Origin of the sequence: Rickettsiella endosymbiont of Dermanyssus gallinae (assembly GCF_019285595.1) — a bacterium.
Lineage (GTDB): Bacteria > Pseudomonadota > Gammaproteobacteria > Diplorickettsiales > Diplorickettsiaceae > Rickettsiella_B.
In genome coordinates this window covers 1541260-1559354 of the sequence record NZ_CP079094.1, presented here as the reverse complement: position 1 = coordinate 1559354, position 18095 = coordinate 1541260, and the positions used below count along the sequence as shown (strand labels likewise).

General features: G+C 37.1%; 22 protein-coding genes and 1 tRNA gene. 12 read left to right on the top strand and 11 right to left on the bottom strand.

Features of this window, described 5'->3' with window-relative positions:
* Window positions 1-167 precede the first annotated feature (167 nt).
* The 4 genes from KX723_RS07910 to KX723_RS07895 all read right to left on the bottom strand — a co-directional run bounded on the left by KX723_RS07910 (window position 168) and on the right by KX723_RS07895 (window position 1992).
* Entirely contained in the window at window positions 168-338 is a 171-nt protein-coding gene (locus tag KX723_RS07910) for a hypothetical protein (protein WP_218813323.1), read from the bottom strand.
* A gap of 241 nt (window positions 339-579) precedes the next feature.
* Window positions 580-662 (bottom strand) — tRNA-Lys (locus tag KX723_RS07905).
* Window positions 663-778: 116 nt separating this feature from the next.
* Complete coding sequence (locus KX723_RS07900) at window positions 779-1018, bottom strand: hypothetical protein (RefSeq protein WP_218813819.1); 240 nt, start codon at window positions 1016-1018, stop codon at window positions 779-781.
* A 53-nt stretch (window positions 1019-1071) separates the two neighbouring features.
* Window positions 1072-1992 carry an RpnC/YadD family protein gene (locus tag KX723_RS07895; protein ID WP_218813818.1) on the bottom strand — a complete coding sequence of 307 codons (921 nt, stop codon included), beginning with the start codon at window positions 1990-1992 and terminating at the stop codon, window positions 1072-1074.
* A gap of 243 nt (window positions 1993-2235) precedes the next feature.
* Between KX723_RS07895 and KX723_RS07890 the strand changes: the two genes are divergently transcribed.
* The 4 genes from KX723_RS07890 (at window position 2236) to KX723_RS07875 (ending at window position 5023) form a co-directional block, all read left to right on the top strand.
* On the top strand, window positions 2236-2571 hold the full coding sequence (locus KX723_RS07890; RefSeq protein WP_218813817.1) for a hypothetical protein: 336 nt from the start codon (window positions 2236-2238) through the stop codon (window positions 2569-2571).
* 389 nt (window positions 2572-2960) lie between these two features.
* Window positions 2961-3404: a hypothetical protein gene (locus KX723_RS07885; RefSeq protein ID WP_218813816.1), complete on the top strand. Its 444-nt coding sequence runs from the start codon at window positions 2961-2963 to the stop codon at window positions 3402-3404.
* A 138-nt stretch (window positions 3405-3542) separates the two neighbouring features.
* Entirely contained in the window at window positions 3543-4238 is a 696-nt protein-coding gene (locus KX723_RS07880) for a LuxR C-terminal-related transcriptional regulator (protein ID WP_218813815.1), read from the top strand.
* A gap of 164 nt (window positions 4239-4402) precedes the next feature.
* Window positions 4403-5023 carry a response regulator transcription factor gene (locus KX723_RS07875; RefSeq protein ID WP_218813814.1) on the top strand — a complete coding sequence of 207 codons (621 nt, stop codon included), beginning with the start codon at window positions 4403-4405 and terminating at the stop codon, window positions 5021-5023.
* An 84-nt stretch (window positions 5024-5107) separates the two neighbouring features.
* On the opposite strand, the gene KX723_RS07870 is transcribed toward KX723_RS07875, so the two are convergent.
* Window positions 5108-6061: a class I SAM-dependent methyltransferase gene (locus tag KX723_RS07870; protein WP_218813813.1), complete on the bottom strand. Its 954-nt coding sequence runs from the start codon at window positions 6059-6061 to the stop codon at window positions 5108-5110.
* Window positions 6062-6185: 124 nt separating this feature from the next.
* On the opposite strand from KX723_RS07870, the gene KX723_RS07865 reads away from it, so the two are divergent.
* From KX723_RS07865 to KX723_RS07830, 8 genes are all read left to right on the top strand, one after another.
* Window positions 6186-7535, top strand: a complete 1350-nt coding sequence (locus KX723_RS07865; RefSeq protein WP_218813812.1) for an NAD(P)-dependent oxidoreductase — start codon at window positions 6186-6188, stop codon at window positions 7533-7535.
* Window positions 7536-7570: 35 nt separating this feature from the next.
* On the top strand, window positions 7571-7843 hold the full coding sequence (locus KX723_RS07860) for a hypothetical protein (RefSeq protein WP_218813811.1): 273 nt from the start codon (window positions 7571-7573) through the stop codon (window positions 7841-7843).
* A complete protein-coding gene (locus tag KX723_RS07855; RefSeq protein WP_218813323.1) occupies window positions 7840-8010 on the top strand; it encodes a hypothetical protein in 171 nt (56 codons plus the stop codon). Before KX723_RS07860 ends, KX723_RS07855 begins: the two co-directional genes overlap by 4 nt.
* A gap of 71 nt (window positions 8011-8081) precedes the next feature.
* Window positions 8082-9881: an ATP-binding protein gene (locus KX723_RS07850; protein ID WP_218813810.1), complete on the top strand. Its 1800-nt coding sequence runs from the start codon at window positions 8082-8084 to the stop codon at window positions 9879-9881.
* 209 nt (window positions 9882-10090) lie between these two features.
* The gene (locus KX723_RS07845) at window positions 10091-10678 is read left to right on the top strand and encodes an LOG family protein (RefSeq protein WP_218813809.1); all 588 of its coding nucleotides are present in this window, start codon (window positions 10091-10093) and stop codon (window positions 10676-10678) included.
* A gap of 43 nt (window positions 10679-10721) precedes the next feature.
* Window positions 10722-11588 carry a helix-turn-helix transcriptional regulator gene (locus KX723_RS07840; protein ID WP_218813808.1) on the top strand — a complete coding sequence of 289 codons (867 nt, stop codon included), beginning with the start codon at window positions 10722-10724 and terminating at the stop codon, window positions 11586-11588.
* Window positions 11545-12876: an MFS transporter gene (locus tag KX723_RS07835; RefSeq protein WP_218813807.1), complete on the top strand. Its 1332-nt coding sequence runs from the start codon at window positions 11545-11547 to the stop codon at window positions 12874-12876. Before KX723_RS07840 ends, KX723_RS07835 begins: the two co-directional genes overlap by 44 nt.
* 135 nt (window positions 12877-13011) lie before the next feature.
* Entirely contained in the window at window positions 13012-13425 is a 414-nt protein-coding gene (locus tag KX723_RS07830; protein WP_218813806.1) for a response regulator, read from the top strand.
* On the opposite strand, the gene virB11 is transcribed toward KX723_RS07830, so the two are convergent.
* From virB11 to KX723_RS09780, 6 genes are read right to left on the bottom strand one after another with little or no spacing between them, the layout of a single operon-like run.
* Window positions 13408-14382 carry a P-type DNA transfer ATPase VirB11 gene (gene virB11 / locus KX723_RS07825; RefSeq protein ID WP_218813805.1) on the bottom strand — a complete coding sequence of 325 codons (975 nt, stop codon included), beginning with the start codon at window positions 14380-14382 and terminating at the stop codon, window positions 13408-13410. The two genes, KX723_RS07830 and virB11, sit on opposite strands and share 18 nt — an antisense overlap.
* A 13-nt stretch (window positions 14383-14395) precedes the next feature.
* On the bottom strand, window positions 14396-15457 hold the full coding sequence (locus KX723_RS07820; RefSeq protein ID WP_218813804.1) for a TraB/TrbI/VirB10 family type IV secretion system protein: 1062 nt from the start codon (window positions 15455-15457) through the stop codon (window positions 14396-14398).
* Window positions 15458-15461: 4 nt separating this feature from the next.
* On the bottom strand, window positions 15462-16196 hold the full coding sequence (locus tag KX723_RS07815) for a TrbG/VirB9 family P-type conjugative transfer protein (protein WP_218813803.1): 735 nt from the start codon (window positions 16194-16196) through the stop codon (window positions 15462-15464).
* Window positions 16189-16905 carry a VirB8 family type IV secretion system protein gene (locus KX723_RS07810; RefSeq protein WP_218813802.1) on the bottom strand — a complete coding sequence of 239 codons (717 nt, stop codon included), beginning with the start codon at window positions 16903-16905 and terminating at the stop codon, window positions 16189-16191. Before KX723_RS07810 ends, KX723_RS07815 begins: the two co-directional genes overlap by 8 nt.
* A gap of 40 nt (window positions 16906-16945) precedes the next feature.
* Complete coding sequence (locus tag KX723_RS07805; RefSeq protein WP_218813801.1) at window positions 16946-17944, bottom strand: TrbL/VirB6 family protein; 999 nt, start codon at window positions 17942-17944, stop codon at window positions 16946-16948.
* Window positions 17944-18075, bottom strand: coding sequence for a hypothetical protein (locus KX723_RS09780; protein WP_281421148.1), 132 nt, complete (start codon window positions 18073-18075; stop codon window positions 17944-17946). Before KX723_RS09780 ends, KX723_RS07805 begins: the two co-directional genes overlap by 1 nt.
* Window positions 18076-18095 lie beyond the last annotated feature (20 nt).

Here is an 18095-nt window from a genome sequence, read left to right as displayed (position 1 = left end):
AACGATTCTCTAAAAAACGTGGACTTAGTGGCTGTTTTATCTAAATAGCCTAGGTTCTTTTTTTCTGCTGCAGAAGTTGTATCTTCTAATTTACAAGTGAGTCGCTATGCTCCCGAAGAATTTCGGCCATCGTGTCCCCGAAATTCGTTCGCATGACGCGACTGAAATTAGGCCGCGATACGTCCTGCGTCCGGCACGCACTCACTCCTTCGGAGTTCATGCCCGTGCCTCCCACAAATGACTTTACGGCGTGATGCGTTTCCTGCTTCGCCCGTCAACGCACGCCTATCGCGGGCTCTTCGACTTCGCATTGCTTTCACAATGCTTTCCTGTCTCATCGATTGATGCCCAGGCATTAGCGGGCCATAAAACGAGAGCGATGACGGATAAATATAAAGAAGGACATGAGCCAAAATGGACAGAGGTAGAAGCCGGATTAAAACTAAATTTCGTTACTACGGAGAAGCAAGCTTAAGATATTTTTTAAATAGTTTTGACAAAATATTGACAAAATTTTGACAAAGAAACTTAAAGAGATATTCAGTAATGGTATAAGTATTTGATTTTAAAGGATTTTATTGGTGGGCCGTGATGGGTTCGAACCATCGACCAATAAATTAAGAGTCTAATATCTTTACCTTAAGTTATTGAAAAAACAGCACTATTATAAACAGGGCGACCCTTACAAATGTATAATAATGGCGATGTGTGTCATGTTCAGTCGCGCAAAAGTCGCGCAAGGATTTTTAAGGATAAGTTAGAAAGAAAAGAAATATGATTAATGTATGGTTGCTGCCAACATTTCTACATCACAACCCGTAATGCGTTTAATCTTCTCAGGGGGCAAACCTTCTTCTAGCAGGTTTTTGGCTATACGGAGACATACTTTATCGGAGAAAGCTAAAGCGGCTCGATCCATTAAGTCTAAAAGTGCTTCTTGCTCTTCTGTAGGATAACCCATTTCATCAAGAGCTTCTTTTAGTCTGGTATCAAACTCGGGGTTAAGGGAATAACGCATAAAACTTCCTTGTTATTTTATCGATATTAATTTTCTAGCTCAAGGGGAGAAAATTAGGCTTTCTCTAGCTCAGTTAAAGCGAGGTCGGGTAATTTAGTTACTTTCTTTATTACATCTAAAGCGATGCCTTCAGCTAAAAGGCCTTTAGCCATCTCATAGCGCTCTAATTCACGCCCCTGTTGTAGACCTTTTTTAAGACCCTTCTCAAGACCATCACGTTCAAAACTTGTCGTATAAGCCATGTTTTTTTCCTCCTCTAATGCATGGAGTTTCTGTTTATATTCTAATTCAAGATTCTCTGGTATGACTAATGCCCAGTCTATCACCTTGAGCAAATTTATTACATTATCCCGCCCACAGCCCCTATCATATAATCGGCGGGTCAGGTGAAATTTCATGAGGGATCGGGTTTTCGGGTCTTTTTTAGTGTTTAAGAAAACTAAATGAACCAAAACTACCATTGCAAAGGGGTTAGTAGAAATCTCCAACTCTTGTCGTTTATGATCATAATCAAGAAGTTTATGTGTCCAAAAATTAAAGCTTATGACTGGAAAGCCAAAAACTTCCCTTTCATAATTTTCAGGGTGCCAATTTTTATTGCTATCGGTCAGAATAGCCAAGGTTAAAATGGACTGGTCATACTTTGAAAACAATTTGCAATAATATTGAAATAAACGTTTAGGAAATTCCTCTTCTTTTTGGCTTTGCACTTCAATATGGATTAGTACAACTTCCTCTTTTCCATCTAAAGATTTAACTTTGACCAATTTATCAACAAACGTTTTTCCAATCATTGCATCAGTCGTAATAGACTGTAATTCACTATCTAATGCTTCATAACCAGATAGCCAGTCAATTTTTTTAGCAATAACAGGATAGAAAAACTCTATAAACTCTTTGAAATAGGCATCTAAAATGTCTTTCCATGCTGAATCTTGTTCTGATCTTACCAGCTTTTTCTTTTTAAGAGACATGATTATTCCTTGTTCTTATTTGAGTAAGTAAAGTGTATCTAGGAATGTAAAAAAGGTAATATTTGATTTATATTTTGAATAACATATTATTTTTTATATATATTTTTTTGATAAAAAATGACTGTTGAATAAATTATATATTGACGCTAGTATAAAAATTCATAAAGAAGGTGCGTCCCCCAAGGTGAACTAGACCCTGAGGACAAACACAACCAACAACCTTAGATTAGTAAGGAGTCAGTTATGACCGCACACGTCATTAGTTTAAATCAATTTCCCGACCTAGAACAGCCTGCCCGTAATTATCAATTTCAAATTAAAGGTTTGATTCGGCAATTAAAAGAACTTATAGATGAAGCAACTAAGCTTTTATTTCCCATACAAGTTAAATACAACTCTAGCGATAATCTATTAAAAAGTGGCAATATCGCGCTAATGGATATTAAGGAGTTGCATAAACTTTATTCTAAAAGGTTGCTTGGAGTAGAAGCGATGGTGACCGCGCTAATTATTCGTAAAAGAAAATTAAATGAACTCTATCAAGATTCTTTCAGTCCATTGCTAGAAGAGAGGGATTAAATATAAGACCCCTCAACTTAGCATTGAGGTGTCTATTTAAATCCTTATTGATTTCCTAACCGCCAACCCCGTTGGGGTGACAGCGACGAGTGCGCAAACACTGTCGCTGTCTGGCACTTATCTCAACAACCTATAGTAGTAGGAGAGTCGAGCATCATGCCTGTATCAAGCTTATCTCGATCGAATGATCGAATCAAATTTAATATCACATATGTGAGCATAAAAACTTATCTATTTTTAAAGTTTTTTCATATCACATCAGTGAATATTTTAAATAATCCTATTTTGATTAGAATAAATCCAATACAAAAGAAAAAAGCGCAGAAAATCGCGCTTACCGTGTTAAGAAAATTAACACTCACCAATGATCAACTATTCAGGAGTTGAGAATGGCTAATAGCACATCAAAACTAAAAAAAGCTAAATTCAAATTAGCCGCGATAGAAGAGCCTTATTATGAGGCAGCCGCCTACGTTATGTTACTTACCGAAGGCATCCATAATCCAACTGTTGAAGATGTTTTAAAAGCTAGAAATTATCTTTCAAATACCTATTTGGGTCTGTCAATTCTTTTAGCACCCGCCATATCAGAGAGGGATATCCGGCTACTCTATGATGCAGCTTGTGGAATAGAAACAAAAGCCTCTGCACGATCATTAAATAGTAATTCAGCGAATCTTCGGCAAAAAAGGTCACACTTATTTAAAACATTGAATGTAAAAAATGCTGACCACGCTGTTTATAGATTAACTCATATGGGTTATTTTCCCCCGAAACAGTTATTTACTCGGTCTATTAATTTAGAGGAGACAGATGATATCCCCTCTAAGTAAACCCATGTTCCATAAAAGAATGATAAGAGAAATATTTATGCCACAAGCCAGATTTAAAGACTCGATCCGACTCATTGTGAAGACAAGCAACCTGACTTTATAAAAAAACTACTACTCTGGTATCAATCAGGAGGAATTATGGCTAAGGATATCGGTAAAGATGGTGAGGGTTTACAAGAAGTAAGAAAAGATGATTTTTTAAACAGGATGCCAAATCATAACTATTTTGCTAAAGACCTTAATCTTAGATATATCGCTTCAGAGTGTAGTGATTCAACGGCCATGTATGCTGGTGTTGATTCGCCTAAACAACTACAAGGGAAATCCGATTATGATTTAATTTGGGCTACCTCAGCAGAGTCATTTGTTATAACGGATAGGCAGGCATTGGCAAATCAACCACAAATTAATCATAAAGAAACAGTGCTAGTCCAAAATGGATTTCATGATTTCCTAATAACAAAAGTAAAAATGTATAACCGTAGAGAGGAGGTAGTCGGAGTTGTAGGGCTTAATATTTGTGTAGATAATTTTACTATTTCTGAAAGAAAAGGGAAATTAGATATTGAGCAAAAAAGATTAAATTTAGGAAAGGCTTTTCATAACCAAAATTTAACACGAAGACAAACTCAAGTATTTATAGGGATAATAAAAGGACATAGTGCACTAGAAATAGCCTATACTTTAAAGCTTAGGCTTAGAACAATAACAACAATTATAACGGAACTACAAAGTATACTTCAATGTACAAGTAGAGCTGAAATAGTATTAGTCGCTGTTAAGAACGGTTGGCATTTTTTAATAAGCGATAACCTAATTTATAAAAAAAATTAATCAATTTATCTTTACATTATTTTTTAAAAAAATTTTATAAATAGTACTATTCCACACTATACATTCTACCAATAAAATAATAATAGCGCTATATAACGGTGTTTTTTATGTTTTATACGTTTCATAATCCTTTTTCTAATAACTTTTAGTCAAAGGACATGAAAATGGAGCAACAAGAACAGCAAGAACAACAAGAAGTAATAGAAAATCACCAAGTAATAAAAGAAGCCTTAGTGGTAGAAGACGATAATATTTGCGAGTATTTACTATGTAATTATTTATCTAATCTAGGCTATCGAGTTGAAGTAGCTAACAAAGCTAGCACAGCCATTCAGCTTATACAGAGTAAATCATATACGCTAATTATAACCGATTTGGGTTTGCCCGATCAGTCGGGCGAAGCAGTTATACAGGCGGCGCGTACGTGTGAACTTAACCAAGCAACACCATTGATTGTTTGTAGCGCGCACGGTGATTTACAAACGAAAAAATATTTAGACTTAGGTGCAGATAAGGTGTTAGCCAAACCTATTTTGGGAGAAAATTTTGCAGGGACTGTTGAAGAATGTTTTTTAATCCCAGGATACCAAAGAAAATTTTATTACCAAATTAAAATTTTATTAAAACAGTTAAAAAAACTTTTACAAGAGAAAGAGCAGCTATTTTTTTCAGGGTTTGAAATAGATGATTTCATCCAATCTCTGCGGCATATTACACAAAAGTCAGCTCAAGTCAGGGATGAGTATCAACAATGGGCAAAAAAACTAGGTTCTAAATTAGTATAAACGAACGCTATTAAATTTATTTCCGGTTAGGAGGCACTCTATGGGCAGAGTGCCTTATCACTTATTAAGGTTATAAAAATAAATTTATTTAATACAAAAACTATAGATAGTTTGGTTTGGGAAATGGGGACCTACATCGTAGATAGTTTGAGAGAGAACAGGTTTAGAAATACTATTAGTAATAGTGAAGTAATCCTTTGACGTAAGATAACGAATAAAAAAATTAGCTTCAGTTTTTGATTCTGTTTGCATAAGATAATTTGGTCTTAGCCCAATGTTAGCAATAATATCAAAAGTGGCATTCAGTAGCTCATAAAGTTTTTCTTTATTCGGGGACAATTTTTTATGTAAGGTACCATGTTCTACAAATAGAATATGAGCGCTAGAGCTACAATGATTTATACACTGAATTAGATTTTTCCATCTATTTTGAAGCGCCACATGATGTAAAGACCAGCGAGCAATAATAAGATCAAAGTTTAAATTTTTTTGAACAAAAAGCTGTTCAGGGGTCAAATAGTGAACAGCTTCGCTCTTGTTAGCATAAGGGTCTAATCCATATAAAATAACATTTTGACATAAATTATTGTCTATCAAAAATTGTGCTAATTCTTTTTCATAGGTGCCTTCGTCTAAGCCGAAGCCAAGTAAGTTAACTGTTTTTCTTCTAGGTATTTTCATTAAATGCTGTTTTACAGCATCATCGGACAATTTGTTATGAGCTTTAAAGGAATTTAACGTCTTTTCTTTGTCCATGATGATTTTGTTATAAAAACAGAATTTAATGAAATCTAAACAAATAAAATCTAAGCTTTCTTTTCCAAGAAAAAATGAAAGTAAAGTATGCTTTTTCGTTTGAGCATAATGGCCTAGCCAGGAAATAAAGTAATTGTAAAGATAATTATCTGCCAAAGTACCATCAAGTTTATAGAAGGCATCTTTTAGGGGTTCTATATCTATTAGTGCTTCTAAAATACTATCGATATTTTCCAGATCAATAGAGGAAGAAAGGCCGTTAAAAAAATTATTAATGTACATCTTATTTTTATATGCTTGGATAAAAAAAACATAATATACTATAATCTGCCAACTTAATTTCAGTTGAATTATATAAATTCACTCAAAAATAAGAATAAATAATTTATGTAGCTTAACATTAAAAATGACTTTATCTAATTGTGTAGATTCTCAGCACCAGTACTTTTCTTTCAGATTTACTCCACTTGAAATTTTAGAAAAAATTCTTGACAAGGCGGTGAAAAAATCTGATTTTTCCCTAAAGAATGTAGGAATTGTATATATTCATCATGCTTTAGCGACGTCAATTAATGTAATTGACGCCATGATTCGTTTAGGCGCATTGCCTCAAAATATTTTTGTACTAGGGAAAAAATATTCTGAATGTAACGCCGTTGTGGAGAATATAAAAAAATATGGGGTGTATTACCAAACTTGTTCTGAGCAATTAGGATTAGGTCAATTTGGATACAGTTTTACGCGTGATATTAATTGGCTTTGGAAACAAGTTCATGATTCATCACCCGAAGTGGAAAATATACTGATACTCGATCACGGCGGTTATGCCACTAGCTTTGTTCCAGCACCAATTCTGAGGCGATACAAAGTAGTAGGTGTAGAAAAAACGACAGCCGGATTAATAAAGTTGAGTGAATATGGATTACCTCCTTTTCCATTGATTAGTATGGCTACTAGTGCAACAAAAAAAATACTCGAATCACCTTTAATTGCGGACGCTATTACTGACAAGCTTTTGTCCTTAATTTCTAAAAAAATAGATATGGTATGTGGTGTCATTGGGTATGGGGCTATTGGCAAGGCACTTTCTGAAAAGTTACTTGCAATGGGGTACCAGGTGATAGTGTACGATTGCAATGCAGTGTCATCGATTGCGCTAGGGGTTAACTATACTCATAATTTATCACATCTAATAGATGTTTCTGATTATATTTTTGGCTGTACAGGGCAAAATATTATTAAAGACTTAGACCCTATCCTTTATTCCGAAAAAGACAAAACAATGATAAGTTGCTCTTCTGAAGATAAAGAGTTTTTATCTTTACTTAGGGCAATCCAAAAAGAGGGCAATACAAGCGTAGTTAATGTATTAGACGAAGTGCGGTATACCACAAGAAAAGGGGGGGTTATTCGCATTCTAAAAGGCGGTTTTCCAGTTAACTTTGATAATTCAGGCGAATCTGTTCCGAGAGAAGATATTCAATTAACGCGAGCCTTAGTACTGTGTAGTATTTTGCAAGCTACTCAATTTTTTATTAAAGGCGAATTATTGGGTAAAGCAGGCATCTATGCGCTGGATCCAAGTTTACAGGCTTTTGTGGCTACTCAGTGGTTAAAGAAGCAGCCAAATGGTCGTTTTTCAATGCAGACTATTAATAACTTTCAACTTCCGGATTGGATATTAAAGAATTCAGGGGGGGAATGTAAGCCTTGTGGCGCCTTACAGCACTACATTAGTGAATATAACTCTGTATAATTCAAGGTCAGTTTTTGTGCTCAAGGGATTAAAAAATGAAGAAAATTCTTAATAATGAAACATCCTCTTTAAAGAAGCTTATTGAGGAGCAAAAAAATGAAATCTCTCAGCTAAAAGCTATTATTGATGATCTGCCAGGAGATGTTTATTGGAAGCATTTTTCTAATGGAGAACTAGTGTATTCGGGGATGAATCACGCAGGTGTTGAAAGTTTGCAGAAAATGGGTTTTAAATGGAAAAAAGAAGATATTTTAGGAAAGTCAGATGACAATTTATTTGATAAAGAAACGGCTAAAATCTTTCGATGAGACAGGAAAGCATTGTGAAAGCAATGCGAAGTCGAAGAGCCCGCGATAGGCGTGCGTTGACGGGCGAAGCAGGAAACGCATCACGCCGTAAAGTCATTTGTGGGAGGCACGGGCATGAACTCCGAAGGAGTGAGTGCGTGCCGGACGCAGGACGTATCGCGGCCTAATTTCAGTCGCGTCATGCGAACGAATTTCGGGGGCACGATGGCCGAAATTCTTCGGGAGCATAGCGACTCACTTGTCAAAAAACGATTTGGAAGTTACCCATAGTAATATTTCACGAACGAGTGAAGAAATAGCCATTTTACCTTCCGGTAAAAAACGTACACAACTTTCCACTAAACGTCCTTTATTTGATGAAAAAGGGAATATTGTCGGTATTTCAGGAGTTTCTATTGATATTAGCGAGCTCAAAGATACTCAGACCGCTCTTCAAGTTGCCTTAGTAAAATCTGAAGCTGCCAATCAAGCAAAAACTGCATTCCTAGAAAACATGCGGCATGACATTCGAACGCCGTTATCAGGAATTGTTGGCTGTGCACATCTGATTCAAATGCAACAAGGTCTTCCAAAAAAAGTGACTGCATTTGCCGATGATTTAGTGCTATCAAGTGACGCTTTATTAGGATTTTTGAATAAGATCATGGAAAGTATTTCCGTGTCTAGTGGTGAAGTTCCCCTGTTGAGAAAGCAATTTAATTTAAAAGAAGATTTAGAACAAATTGTACGGCTGAATAAACCACAAGCCGTCGTAAAAGGTTTGGAATTAAGCTTAGATTATGATGAGACAATTCCATCTTATTTGCGTGGTGATGGCATCCGTGTGCAACGGATTATATTAGAGCTGTTGACTAACGCTTTAAAATATACCAATAAAGGTTCGATTAAAGTCAGAGCTTGTTTAATAAAAAATAAAAACCATGAAGTCACGATTGAATTACGCGTCAGTGATACAGGTATGGGTATCCCTGAAGATAAGCATAAAGAGGTTTTTGACCGCTTTACCCGCTTAATACCTTCGTACAAGGGTCTTTATCCAGGAACAGGCTTAGGGTTATCGGTTGTTAAACAATTTATCGAAGACATGGGTGGTGAAATTCATATTGAGAGTGATGTAGGGAAGGGTACAACGTTTATTTGTGTCATTCCTTTTCAAGAATCGTTATCCAAGGATGAAACCCCTGCAGGGGCATCGAAAGCATTAAAAGAAAATGGTATTTTACCGAAAAAAAGTGAAGCTGATAAATCATTAGTGGCTGAAGCTGTTAATGCTAATGGAAGCCATGTGTTAGTGGTTGAAGATAATGCGATAGCGGTCATGGTAGCACAAAACGTGCTATCAGAACTTGGTTGTCGAACAGATACAGCGCCCGATGGAAAAACGGCGTTAGAAAAAATAGAAAAGAATCACTATGATCTAATTTTAATGGATATGGGTTTACCGGATGATGATGGTTGTGAAGTAACCCGGCGTATTCGATTAAAGCAATGGCAAAAAAACCCATCCGTACCGATTATTGGGTTAACAGCGCACGTTGAGAATGAAAAGAAACAGCAATGCCTAGCCGATGGAATGAATGCGGTATTTAATAAACCGCTGACACCTGGAAAAGCCGCTGAGATATTAAGTGCTTTTATATCACATAAAGACCAGTCCCAAAGAGTAATCCCTAAAGCAGCGGATTCTCTACAATCTAGTTCTCTTTTAAACATTGAACAAGCTGTTAAGCTGATAGGTAAAAAAGAAGTTGTTAAAGAATGTTTAGATTTACTGGCAAGTAGTCTTAACGAAGATTTAGAAGTTATCAAACAAGAGCATGAAAAGAATGATTGGATAGCGATTAGAAATATGGCACATAAGTGGAAGGGCGGAGCAAGTTATTGTGGTGCAAGTCGTTTAGAGCAAGCTTGTGAACAGCTAGCGGCAGCATTAAGAAAAGAATCGCCTGAAGGAGAGGCTGAAATGCTTTATCAGCAGTTAATTCAAGTCGCAGAAGAAACTAAAGAAGCCGCTATGAAAGCTATGGGTTCCATCTAGCTTTTAGGCAATAATTAGATGATAAAACGTATTATATGTTAAAAGCAAAGGAGTTAAATAGTGGAACAAAAAAATTTTATACGGGTATTTCCTACTTTAAGGGTATTATCTTTTCTTTATAATATATTCCTTTCCATTTTTTTCATTTCATTTGTTTATCTAGTTTTGAGTACATAAGAAATTTATAAAAAAACGAAGGAGAATTTTTTGTGAAAAGCCTATGTGTATTTCTTGGTGCAACCATTCCTCAAAATCCAAAATTTTTAGAAGCTACATTGGCTCTAGGGAAGATTTTGGCAGAACGAAAAGTTCAGCTTGTCTATGGTGGTGCAAAAATTGGGTTAATGGGGCAATTAGCTGATGCCGTTCTAGCGAATGGTGGCAGAGTAGTAGGTGTAATGGCTACTGTGCTGGAAGGAGAAATAACCCATGACGGATTAACTCATTTACATGTGACTAATAGCTTACAAGAACGAAAGGCGATGATGGCAGATTTATCTGATGGATTTATTGCTATGCCTGGTGGTTTAGGCACCTTTGAAGAGATGTTTGAAATTTGGAATGCCCGCAAGATTGGGGCAAGCAAAAAACCGCTAGGTCTTTTAAATATTGATGGGTATTTCGATTTTACTTTTGCTCAACTTGAACGAGGTGTTAAAGAGGGATTTGTTAGTACCTCACATTTGGCATTAATTAAATGTTGTGATGATCCGGTAACTTTGCTGGATTTGATTTTAAGTGATAGGGTTGCGTTTACAGAAGAGGCGAGCGTAGTGCCAAGGATGAAAGTTAGTTAGTAAAAAACCTCAAGCCTAAAGAATTCAGAAATCGGAAGACTTTATGAAAGGGATGGATTTACAAAATCATTATGCACTTAAATCGGCTGATGAGGTCAATCAGATTTGCACACCGTTGCAAGACATTGGAGTTAGCTATTTCAATTATCTCAAAATTTATAAAGATGGCTCGCGTGAATTATTGACTAATGATGCGCCTTGGATTGATCATTTTTATCAAAATGCACTCTATTTGACAGCGGGGGCAGTGGATGTTGAGCATCTTTTGCCTAAAGGCTATTTCTTGTGGTCTGAACTTGATTCAGCGGATCCGGCCTATAGTCAAGGAAGGGAGTCGTTTAACATCGATAATGGGGTTAGTTTTGTCATCAAGCGTGATGATGTAACCTATCTTTACATTTTTGCATCAACTAAAGATAACGTTCATATTAATAACTACTATGTTAGGAATATCGATCTTTTTAAACGATTTATTCAACACTTTCAAGACAGGGGTGCTGATTTAATTAAGCAGTCAGCAAAAAATAGAATATTTTTACCTGAACGACAAATTGTAAATCCTAATCGTTTTAAGGATATTGAGGTATCCCTCGAAACTAGAACAGCTTTTTATAAAAAAACAGAGATGGATAAGTTCTATCTTTTAAGTGCATCAGATGATTTATATCTTACGCCTAAGCAAGCTGAAGTTGCTGTTTATCTTGTTGCTGGGGCTACCGCTAAGCAATGTGCGCGTTACCTTGGTATTTCGTATCGTACTGTTGAGACATATATCGAAGAAATGAAACAAAAAATTTTCAAAGTTTTAGGTATTAATTTGAGTAAAGATGAGTTGGCAATATTTTTGAAAAAAACAGGAATTCAAGATGTCGTATTCCCACACAAATTCAACCAGCATGCTGAAGAGTAACTTAGGACTGAAAGGTTGGATTGTTTGTTTTGTTGCTTCTCTTTTCTTTTTATTTGAATTTCTTCAGGTCAATATGTTTAGTTCAATTGATCCTGAGGTGATGAAAGCTTATGGTCTTGATTCAACCCAATTAGGTTTTTTATCATCTATTTATTTTTATTCGACTGTCGTTTTTTTGCTACCTGCAGGCTATCTTTTAGATCGTTTTTCTCCAAAGAAAATCATTTTGGTTACGTTAATTTTGAGTATTATTGGGATTATTGGATTCGCTCTTTCATATGAATTATGGCTGGCAGCTGTTTATCGGTGTATTGAAGGGATTGCAAGCGCATTTTGTTTTTTAGGGTGTTTTAAGATTTCAACAAATTGGGTTCCGAAGTCTCGATTAGCATTGGCTACCGGATTAATTATGACTATCGCGATGTTAGGAGGGGTGTTAGCACAAACTCCCTTAATGTTGCTTGTTGAAACATATGGTTGGCGAAATGCGCTTCTTATTGATGCTATGGTGGGTGCTGTGGTGGGTATTGCTATTTTATCAGTCGTGAAAGATTCACCTGATAACAAGAGATATATGCCAAATTTAGTTGAAACAATCAATTACTGGCATGCTTTTAAAAATGCTGCTTCAAAAGTCAGTAACTGGTCATGCGGTATTTACACGTGTCTTATGAATTTACCCATGATGTTATTAGGGGCAATTTGGGGAAGTTTATTTTTAATGCAAGCTCATTCATTTGCTAGAGCTGATGCAGCTACTATTGTTAGCATGATTTTTATTGGAACCATCGTTGGTGCTCCTATTGCTGGTTGGGCATCTGATTTTTTATGCAAAAGAAAAGCTGTAATGTGGTTCGCAGCGTTACTATCTTTGATTTTGACAGTTTTTATTACCTATCAGCCACATTTAAGCAAGAATGCTGAATTACTTGTTTTCTTTTTAGTTGGATTTATTTCAAGCGCTCAAATATTAGGATACCCAACGGCCGCTCAGAATGATCGAATAGGAATTCCTGCTATGTCAGCAAGTATTGTCTCATTTACGACGATGAGTGGATATATTGTGTTTATGCCACTTTTTGGATGGGTAATGAATATTGCTGCACCGCATACTACTATAAATGGAGTAGCGATTTATACTTTATTTAGCTATCAGAATGCTTTGTGGATTATTAGCGTTGGCTTATTCCTGGCTTTTGTTTCAGTTTTCTTTATACGTAACCCTGAGTTTTCTCCTAAGTCTATCTCTTTTCAATACCCCGTAGTCAATACGGGTGCCAAGTCTTAATTTTAATCTATACAATTTATATAGATTAAATATTAATTGATCTTAGAAACACCCCATAAAATTTTGTTTTAAGCTGTTGTTTTTTATCATCAACAATAATTTTTAAATAAAGTTTAATAATACGGAGATAAAAAGGTGCAGTTATATAAACAACAAGAAAAGGAAAAACACCACTTTTTACCTGCTTTATTAGTTGAAGATGATGTTGTTTGCCAGATGGCAATTCATTCTCAGTTAACTCATCTAGGTTACCAGGTATATGTGGTTAAAACGGCAGAAGAGGCTATTAACCTAGTTAGTAATAAACTTTATGCTTTAATTTTAATTAACTTAGGCTTACCTGATCAACCTGGTCAAGCGGTTATTCAAGCAGCTCGTGACTGTAATTTAAATAAATCAACACTCTTGATTGCTTGTTCAACACATATTGATAAGAAAAAGGAAGAAACATGTCTAGCATTAGGGGCAGATAAGGTACTAACAAAACCTATTCTAACTAAATTGTTGATAGAAGCTATTGAAAGGAGTTTATTAAAGGAAGGCTCCTAAATAAATTTCGGCTATTTCCACAAATCTTGCTGGGTTAGTGCTACGTTTTAGCTGGATAACAATAGGAATAATGGATTGAATGTAGGTGCGTAGGTTTTCTTCAGTTGAAGATGAACGCGCTTGCTGCATCATAAAAACGAGCTGATCAAAACAACCTTGCGGCGTATCGGCATGTACTGTGCTGATACTGCCTGGATGGCCACTGTTCGCTGCACGGAGAAACGACCATGCCTCTGTACCGCGTAACTCAGATAATAAAATACGATCGGGTCTTAGGCGTAAACAGGCTTTAAATAGCTTTTTTGCTGTAATGGTTTCATCATCTTCATTAAACAATAAATGAACGGTATTAGGCTGATTAATCTTAACCTCGCGCGTATCTTCTAGCGTGATCAACCGTTCTGTGTCCGGAATCAATTTTAAACACGCATTCAGAAAGGTGGTTTTACCTGTGCCGGTTCCACCGCTAATGATCATATTTTTTTTGGCTTTTATTGCTACTTTTAGAAAACCAAAAACGTCTTTCTTGGCATGTAATGTTTTGAGTAAATCTGTTGTTTGTGCATACGTGCTTTCATTTGCAGCGGCATATTGGTCAAAAACTCCACTGGCTTGATAATCCTCTAAGCTCATATCACGCCGTGAATGACAACGAATCGAAAAGATAATCTTATTTTTTTCACAGGCAGGCGACATCACACATTGTATTCGTTCGCCGGTAGGTAAATAACCGGAAAGCAAAGGATGAGGAAACTGCTTATGATTAAATTCTGCAATCAGATTTGCTAAGGTTTCAAGAAACCCGAATTCGAGTGGTTCACTGGTATATCGAGTAAACTTGCCGTTTTCTTCAACGAATACCGCGCCTGGTTGATTAATGCACACTTCGGTGACACCATTAGTTTGCAAATAGGGTTGTAACGGCGCTAAGTATTTTTCTAGGGCTTTAGTCGACATTGGTTTTTTTTAGTTAAAAAATATTCATTTTAGAATGTGTAGTTTGACTAACCGCACTAAAATCAAGGTCGTGTGCAACAAATACTTGGATCGGGCTACCTTGATTAACCCATAGGGTTGGTGGAATCATACCGGCTTGTAGCGTTTGCTGGGCTGTTTGGTTGAAACTATTGGTTATCGCCATACGATAAGCCTGTGAAGCGTTATAAGACGCATTACTATCTACACCGACATTCGATGTACCGACACCCAAGATTGAAAGCAATGCCGTTGTACCAAACTGTTGCCAGAAATGATGATTAATGGTGTCGGCTGACATTCCTGCCATACCCAGTGAATCCACACCAGGCGAAGCCAGATTTAAACTCACACCATCCGGTGTCATTAAACGTGTCCACACTATAAAAACCCGTGATTGGCCTTGTAGCATGCCACTTTTATACTGACCCATTAATCGACTGCCTGGCGGTATTAATACTTGTGATCCATCCTCTGAATAAATCGGCTGATCAATCATTGCTCTTAAATTACCTGGTAGATCAGAATTAATCGCCGTTTCTAAAATGGCATGGATCATGTGTCCTTCTGCAATCAATTGATTTAAAGCGCCCATCTTTGTGGCTTGAACAGTTTGATTGGAATTGGAAGCGGTACTGGCTTGTTGCAAAAATTGGCGGTTAGCATCCACTTCACCGGCATGCACTGTTTTATCGGATTTTACGGTAGGGCTGTTATTATTTTCTTGATTGAATACCATCATGGGTGCGGCTAAGCGTTGCTGTAGTTCTTTTTGTTTTTCTCCTAATAAAGCGAGTTGTTGTTCTGATAAAGGTTTTGTTTCGACTGAATCTGATTTTTCTTTTGATTTTTTTGGCTGGGTATTGGGTGTGGTATAACTTTCTTCGACGGGAAATTCGCTTTTGATTGTTTCTTTTTTAGCATTAAAATAAAAGTGCGTCACTAATAACAATAACAGTCCGCCGAGAATAACGAGTAGCACGCGCTTTTTATTAGTTGACTCTGCAATCTCGGGTAATCCTTCAGAGGAGGGTGTTTGTGAGGTTGGCTTTTCCATTTGATTACCTCGCATTAACCACGTCTTGCCAATCACCGATAAGCGCATTGTTGTAAATACTGGTGACACTCGACCCATGACGTAACGTAAACCTCGGGGCAGTGGTATTAACCACCACATACTTTCCTGTTACGTGATAATTAACCAGTGTCTCCTTTCGCTTTTTATCCACCACAAAAATGGCTGGCAAGTTACCTTTGAAACGGAAATAAGTAAACTGACCGTTGCAATCAAATACCTCCATAGGTGCTAAGCGCGGGTCGCCGGTGAAACTATATTTCCAGTTAATTTTTGTCGGATCACATACACCTACCGCATTACTTTGTCCCTGAGGATCATAACCGGCTACCGGATAATTAAATTTTAATTGGTAAGTGGGGGAAGCCTTGATATCGTTAGAATCTAATTGAAAGGTATAGCTATTGGCATTGGTGAGTATTGTCATATTCGTTTTGGAGGCAGCAGTTGGTTTGAGTATCAAATTATTTTTAACCGGTTTCGCTTGCCAGGCTAAGCTATCACCAATGGCTATAGTTTGTACTTCCTCATCGGGTGCAAAGACAATATGTGTTTCGTAACCATAAGCACCTTGGATCATGACCACATTATTCGGATCATAATTCACGATTTTAATATGCCGATCTGCCGCGACAGGCCGAGGCACTAAAGCGGCGCTTGCTTCATGAAGCGGGAGAATGATCATGAGGATGCAAACAAAGAAACTGAGTTTTTTATTCATTTTGTTTTCCTTCTTCAGTGCTTAAACTCACGGGCGTTACTTGGTAATACGTCACGGTAAATCCGAGTGGATTTCTATCTAGTTGCGTTTGCGTGGCTTTAACGGATTGATATTGCCACTTCACAATAGCTTGTTCATACGCGATTTGTTGTGTATTAGTGCGTTTATCACGTAACTGCTTTTCAAATCGAATAACGGCTGTGTGGTCATTTAAACGAGAAGGCCATACTTTACTTACTCTAATCGTTTTATCTTTACCGTGTTTTTGATACGGTGACGTGGGTGCATTGCTATCGACTTCCGCATCATATTGTTGACGAATCGTTGGACTGGATTGCGCCCAGGCTAATTGATACGGACGCTCTAAATCATCACGATCATAATTTTCACGATTCATCACATAGTGAATCAGAAAATAACGTGTCAATTGCCAATTGGCCGTTAAGTGTGTGGGTTCTAATTCACCTAGCTTGGTTATTTCGCCGGTCGCATGATTAAACGTATACAGATAAGGTACTTTTTGTTTGAGTGGTACTAAACAAACCAGCGTGAGGAGTGCCAGTAACAAAGTCAGTAATAATCCGGCATTACCGATGAGTGAATAACGTAACCAAACACTTTTATTTTGATAGATATCGTAACGCCAATCCGTTGCCGTTTGGTAATACGCTTGTTTCAGATCACTGTTAATTTCTTTTGTATCATGCATCGTTTTTTACTATTTTTTGTTATTTAAAAAGCAACCCGATTTAATGATTTTTTCCTTGTTGTACTGCTTCATTAATCGAGGCGTGTTTTTGGGCGGCAGCACGATTTGAGAATGCACGGCGCGCAGTGTTAAAACCTTGACCGGCTAAATTGGCGGCGGCATGAATACCACTATTCTTTAGAGCTGATTTGACCATACCGCCGACTTGGCTTAAGGCGGCTAAGGTAAGCCCTGCGCTTAAAGTGCCAGCGATGGATAAGCTTTGTTTTAATAGAAACGCAGTGACTAACGATAATCCGCCAAAAATTCCCATGGTAAAAAGATTCGGTTTACCGACACTGGCTTCATAAATTAAATCCGGTAACACCAGATGGATAACAGATAGCATCAACGCCAGGATGCCGGTGGTGATGATAGGTACCAGTGAAAAATTAAATAGTTTTCCTAACCAACTTACAAACCAACCGCGTGTGGATTCAAATAATACAAAGGTTAAAAAAAGTGGCGCTAGCGCCAAGGCAATGGCCATCGCTAATTTGGCGTAAACTAAAAGTCCTAACGCACAGATACAACATAAAAAAGTAAAGACAAAGACAGCCGCCGCACAGAAAAAAAGACGAATGCTTTTGTTAAACATCATTTTTGCAGCGCCCATACCCGTGCTAAAGATTTGATTTAATCCTTGTGCAACGGAGTCATGAGAGGTGGCATGGCCTGGGGCTTGTCCGATCATTTGTGCGATATAATTGGGTTCGTTAGTGAACACGTCATAGATCAATAAATGATAAAGCGACCAATTGGTACATAAACTACAAACAATCGATAAAACGATCAGATGCCGACAAATAGTCATTAAATCGGCATCCAAGGTACGTATGAGAAAACGATAGCCGAGTAACATAATATAAAGGGTGCTCAATGCGACTAAGGTGTTGCTATAGTGTTGTACCCATTGTTCATAGGTCGTATGCACAAAGTAGCCAATGACCTCATCAACCGCCGCTAACGTATCCGTAATAAAGCTTTCGGCAAAAAGCATTACCATGTATTAATTTTTGTTTTAGCCAGCACCATCGCATCACACGGTGCCCGTAGGGGTTCTGCGGCACAGCTCACAAGACAAATGCCTAAAAATAAAATTAAGGTGATATACGGCGTTAGTTTTGACATAGTGGATATTCCTTCATGTG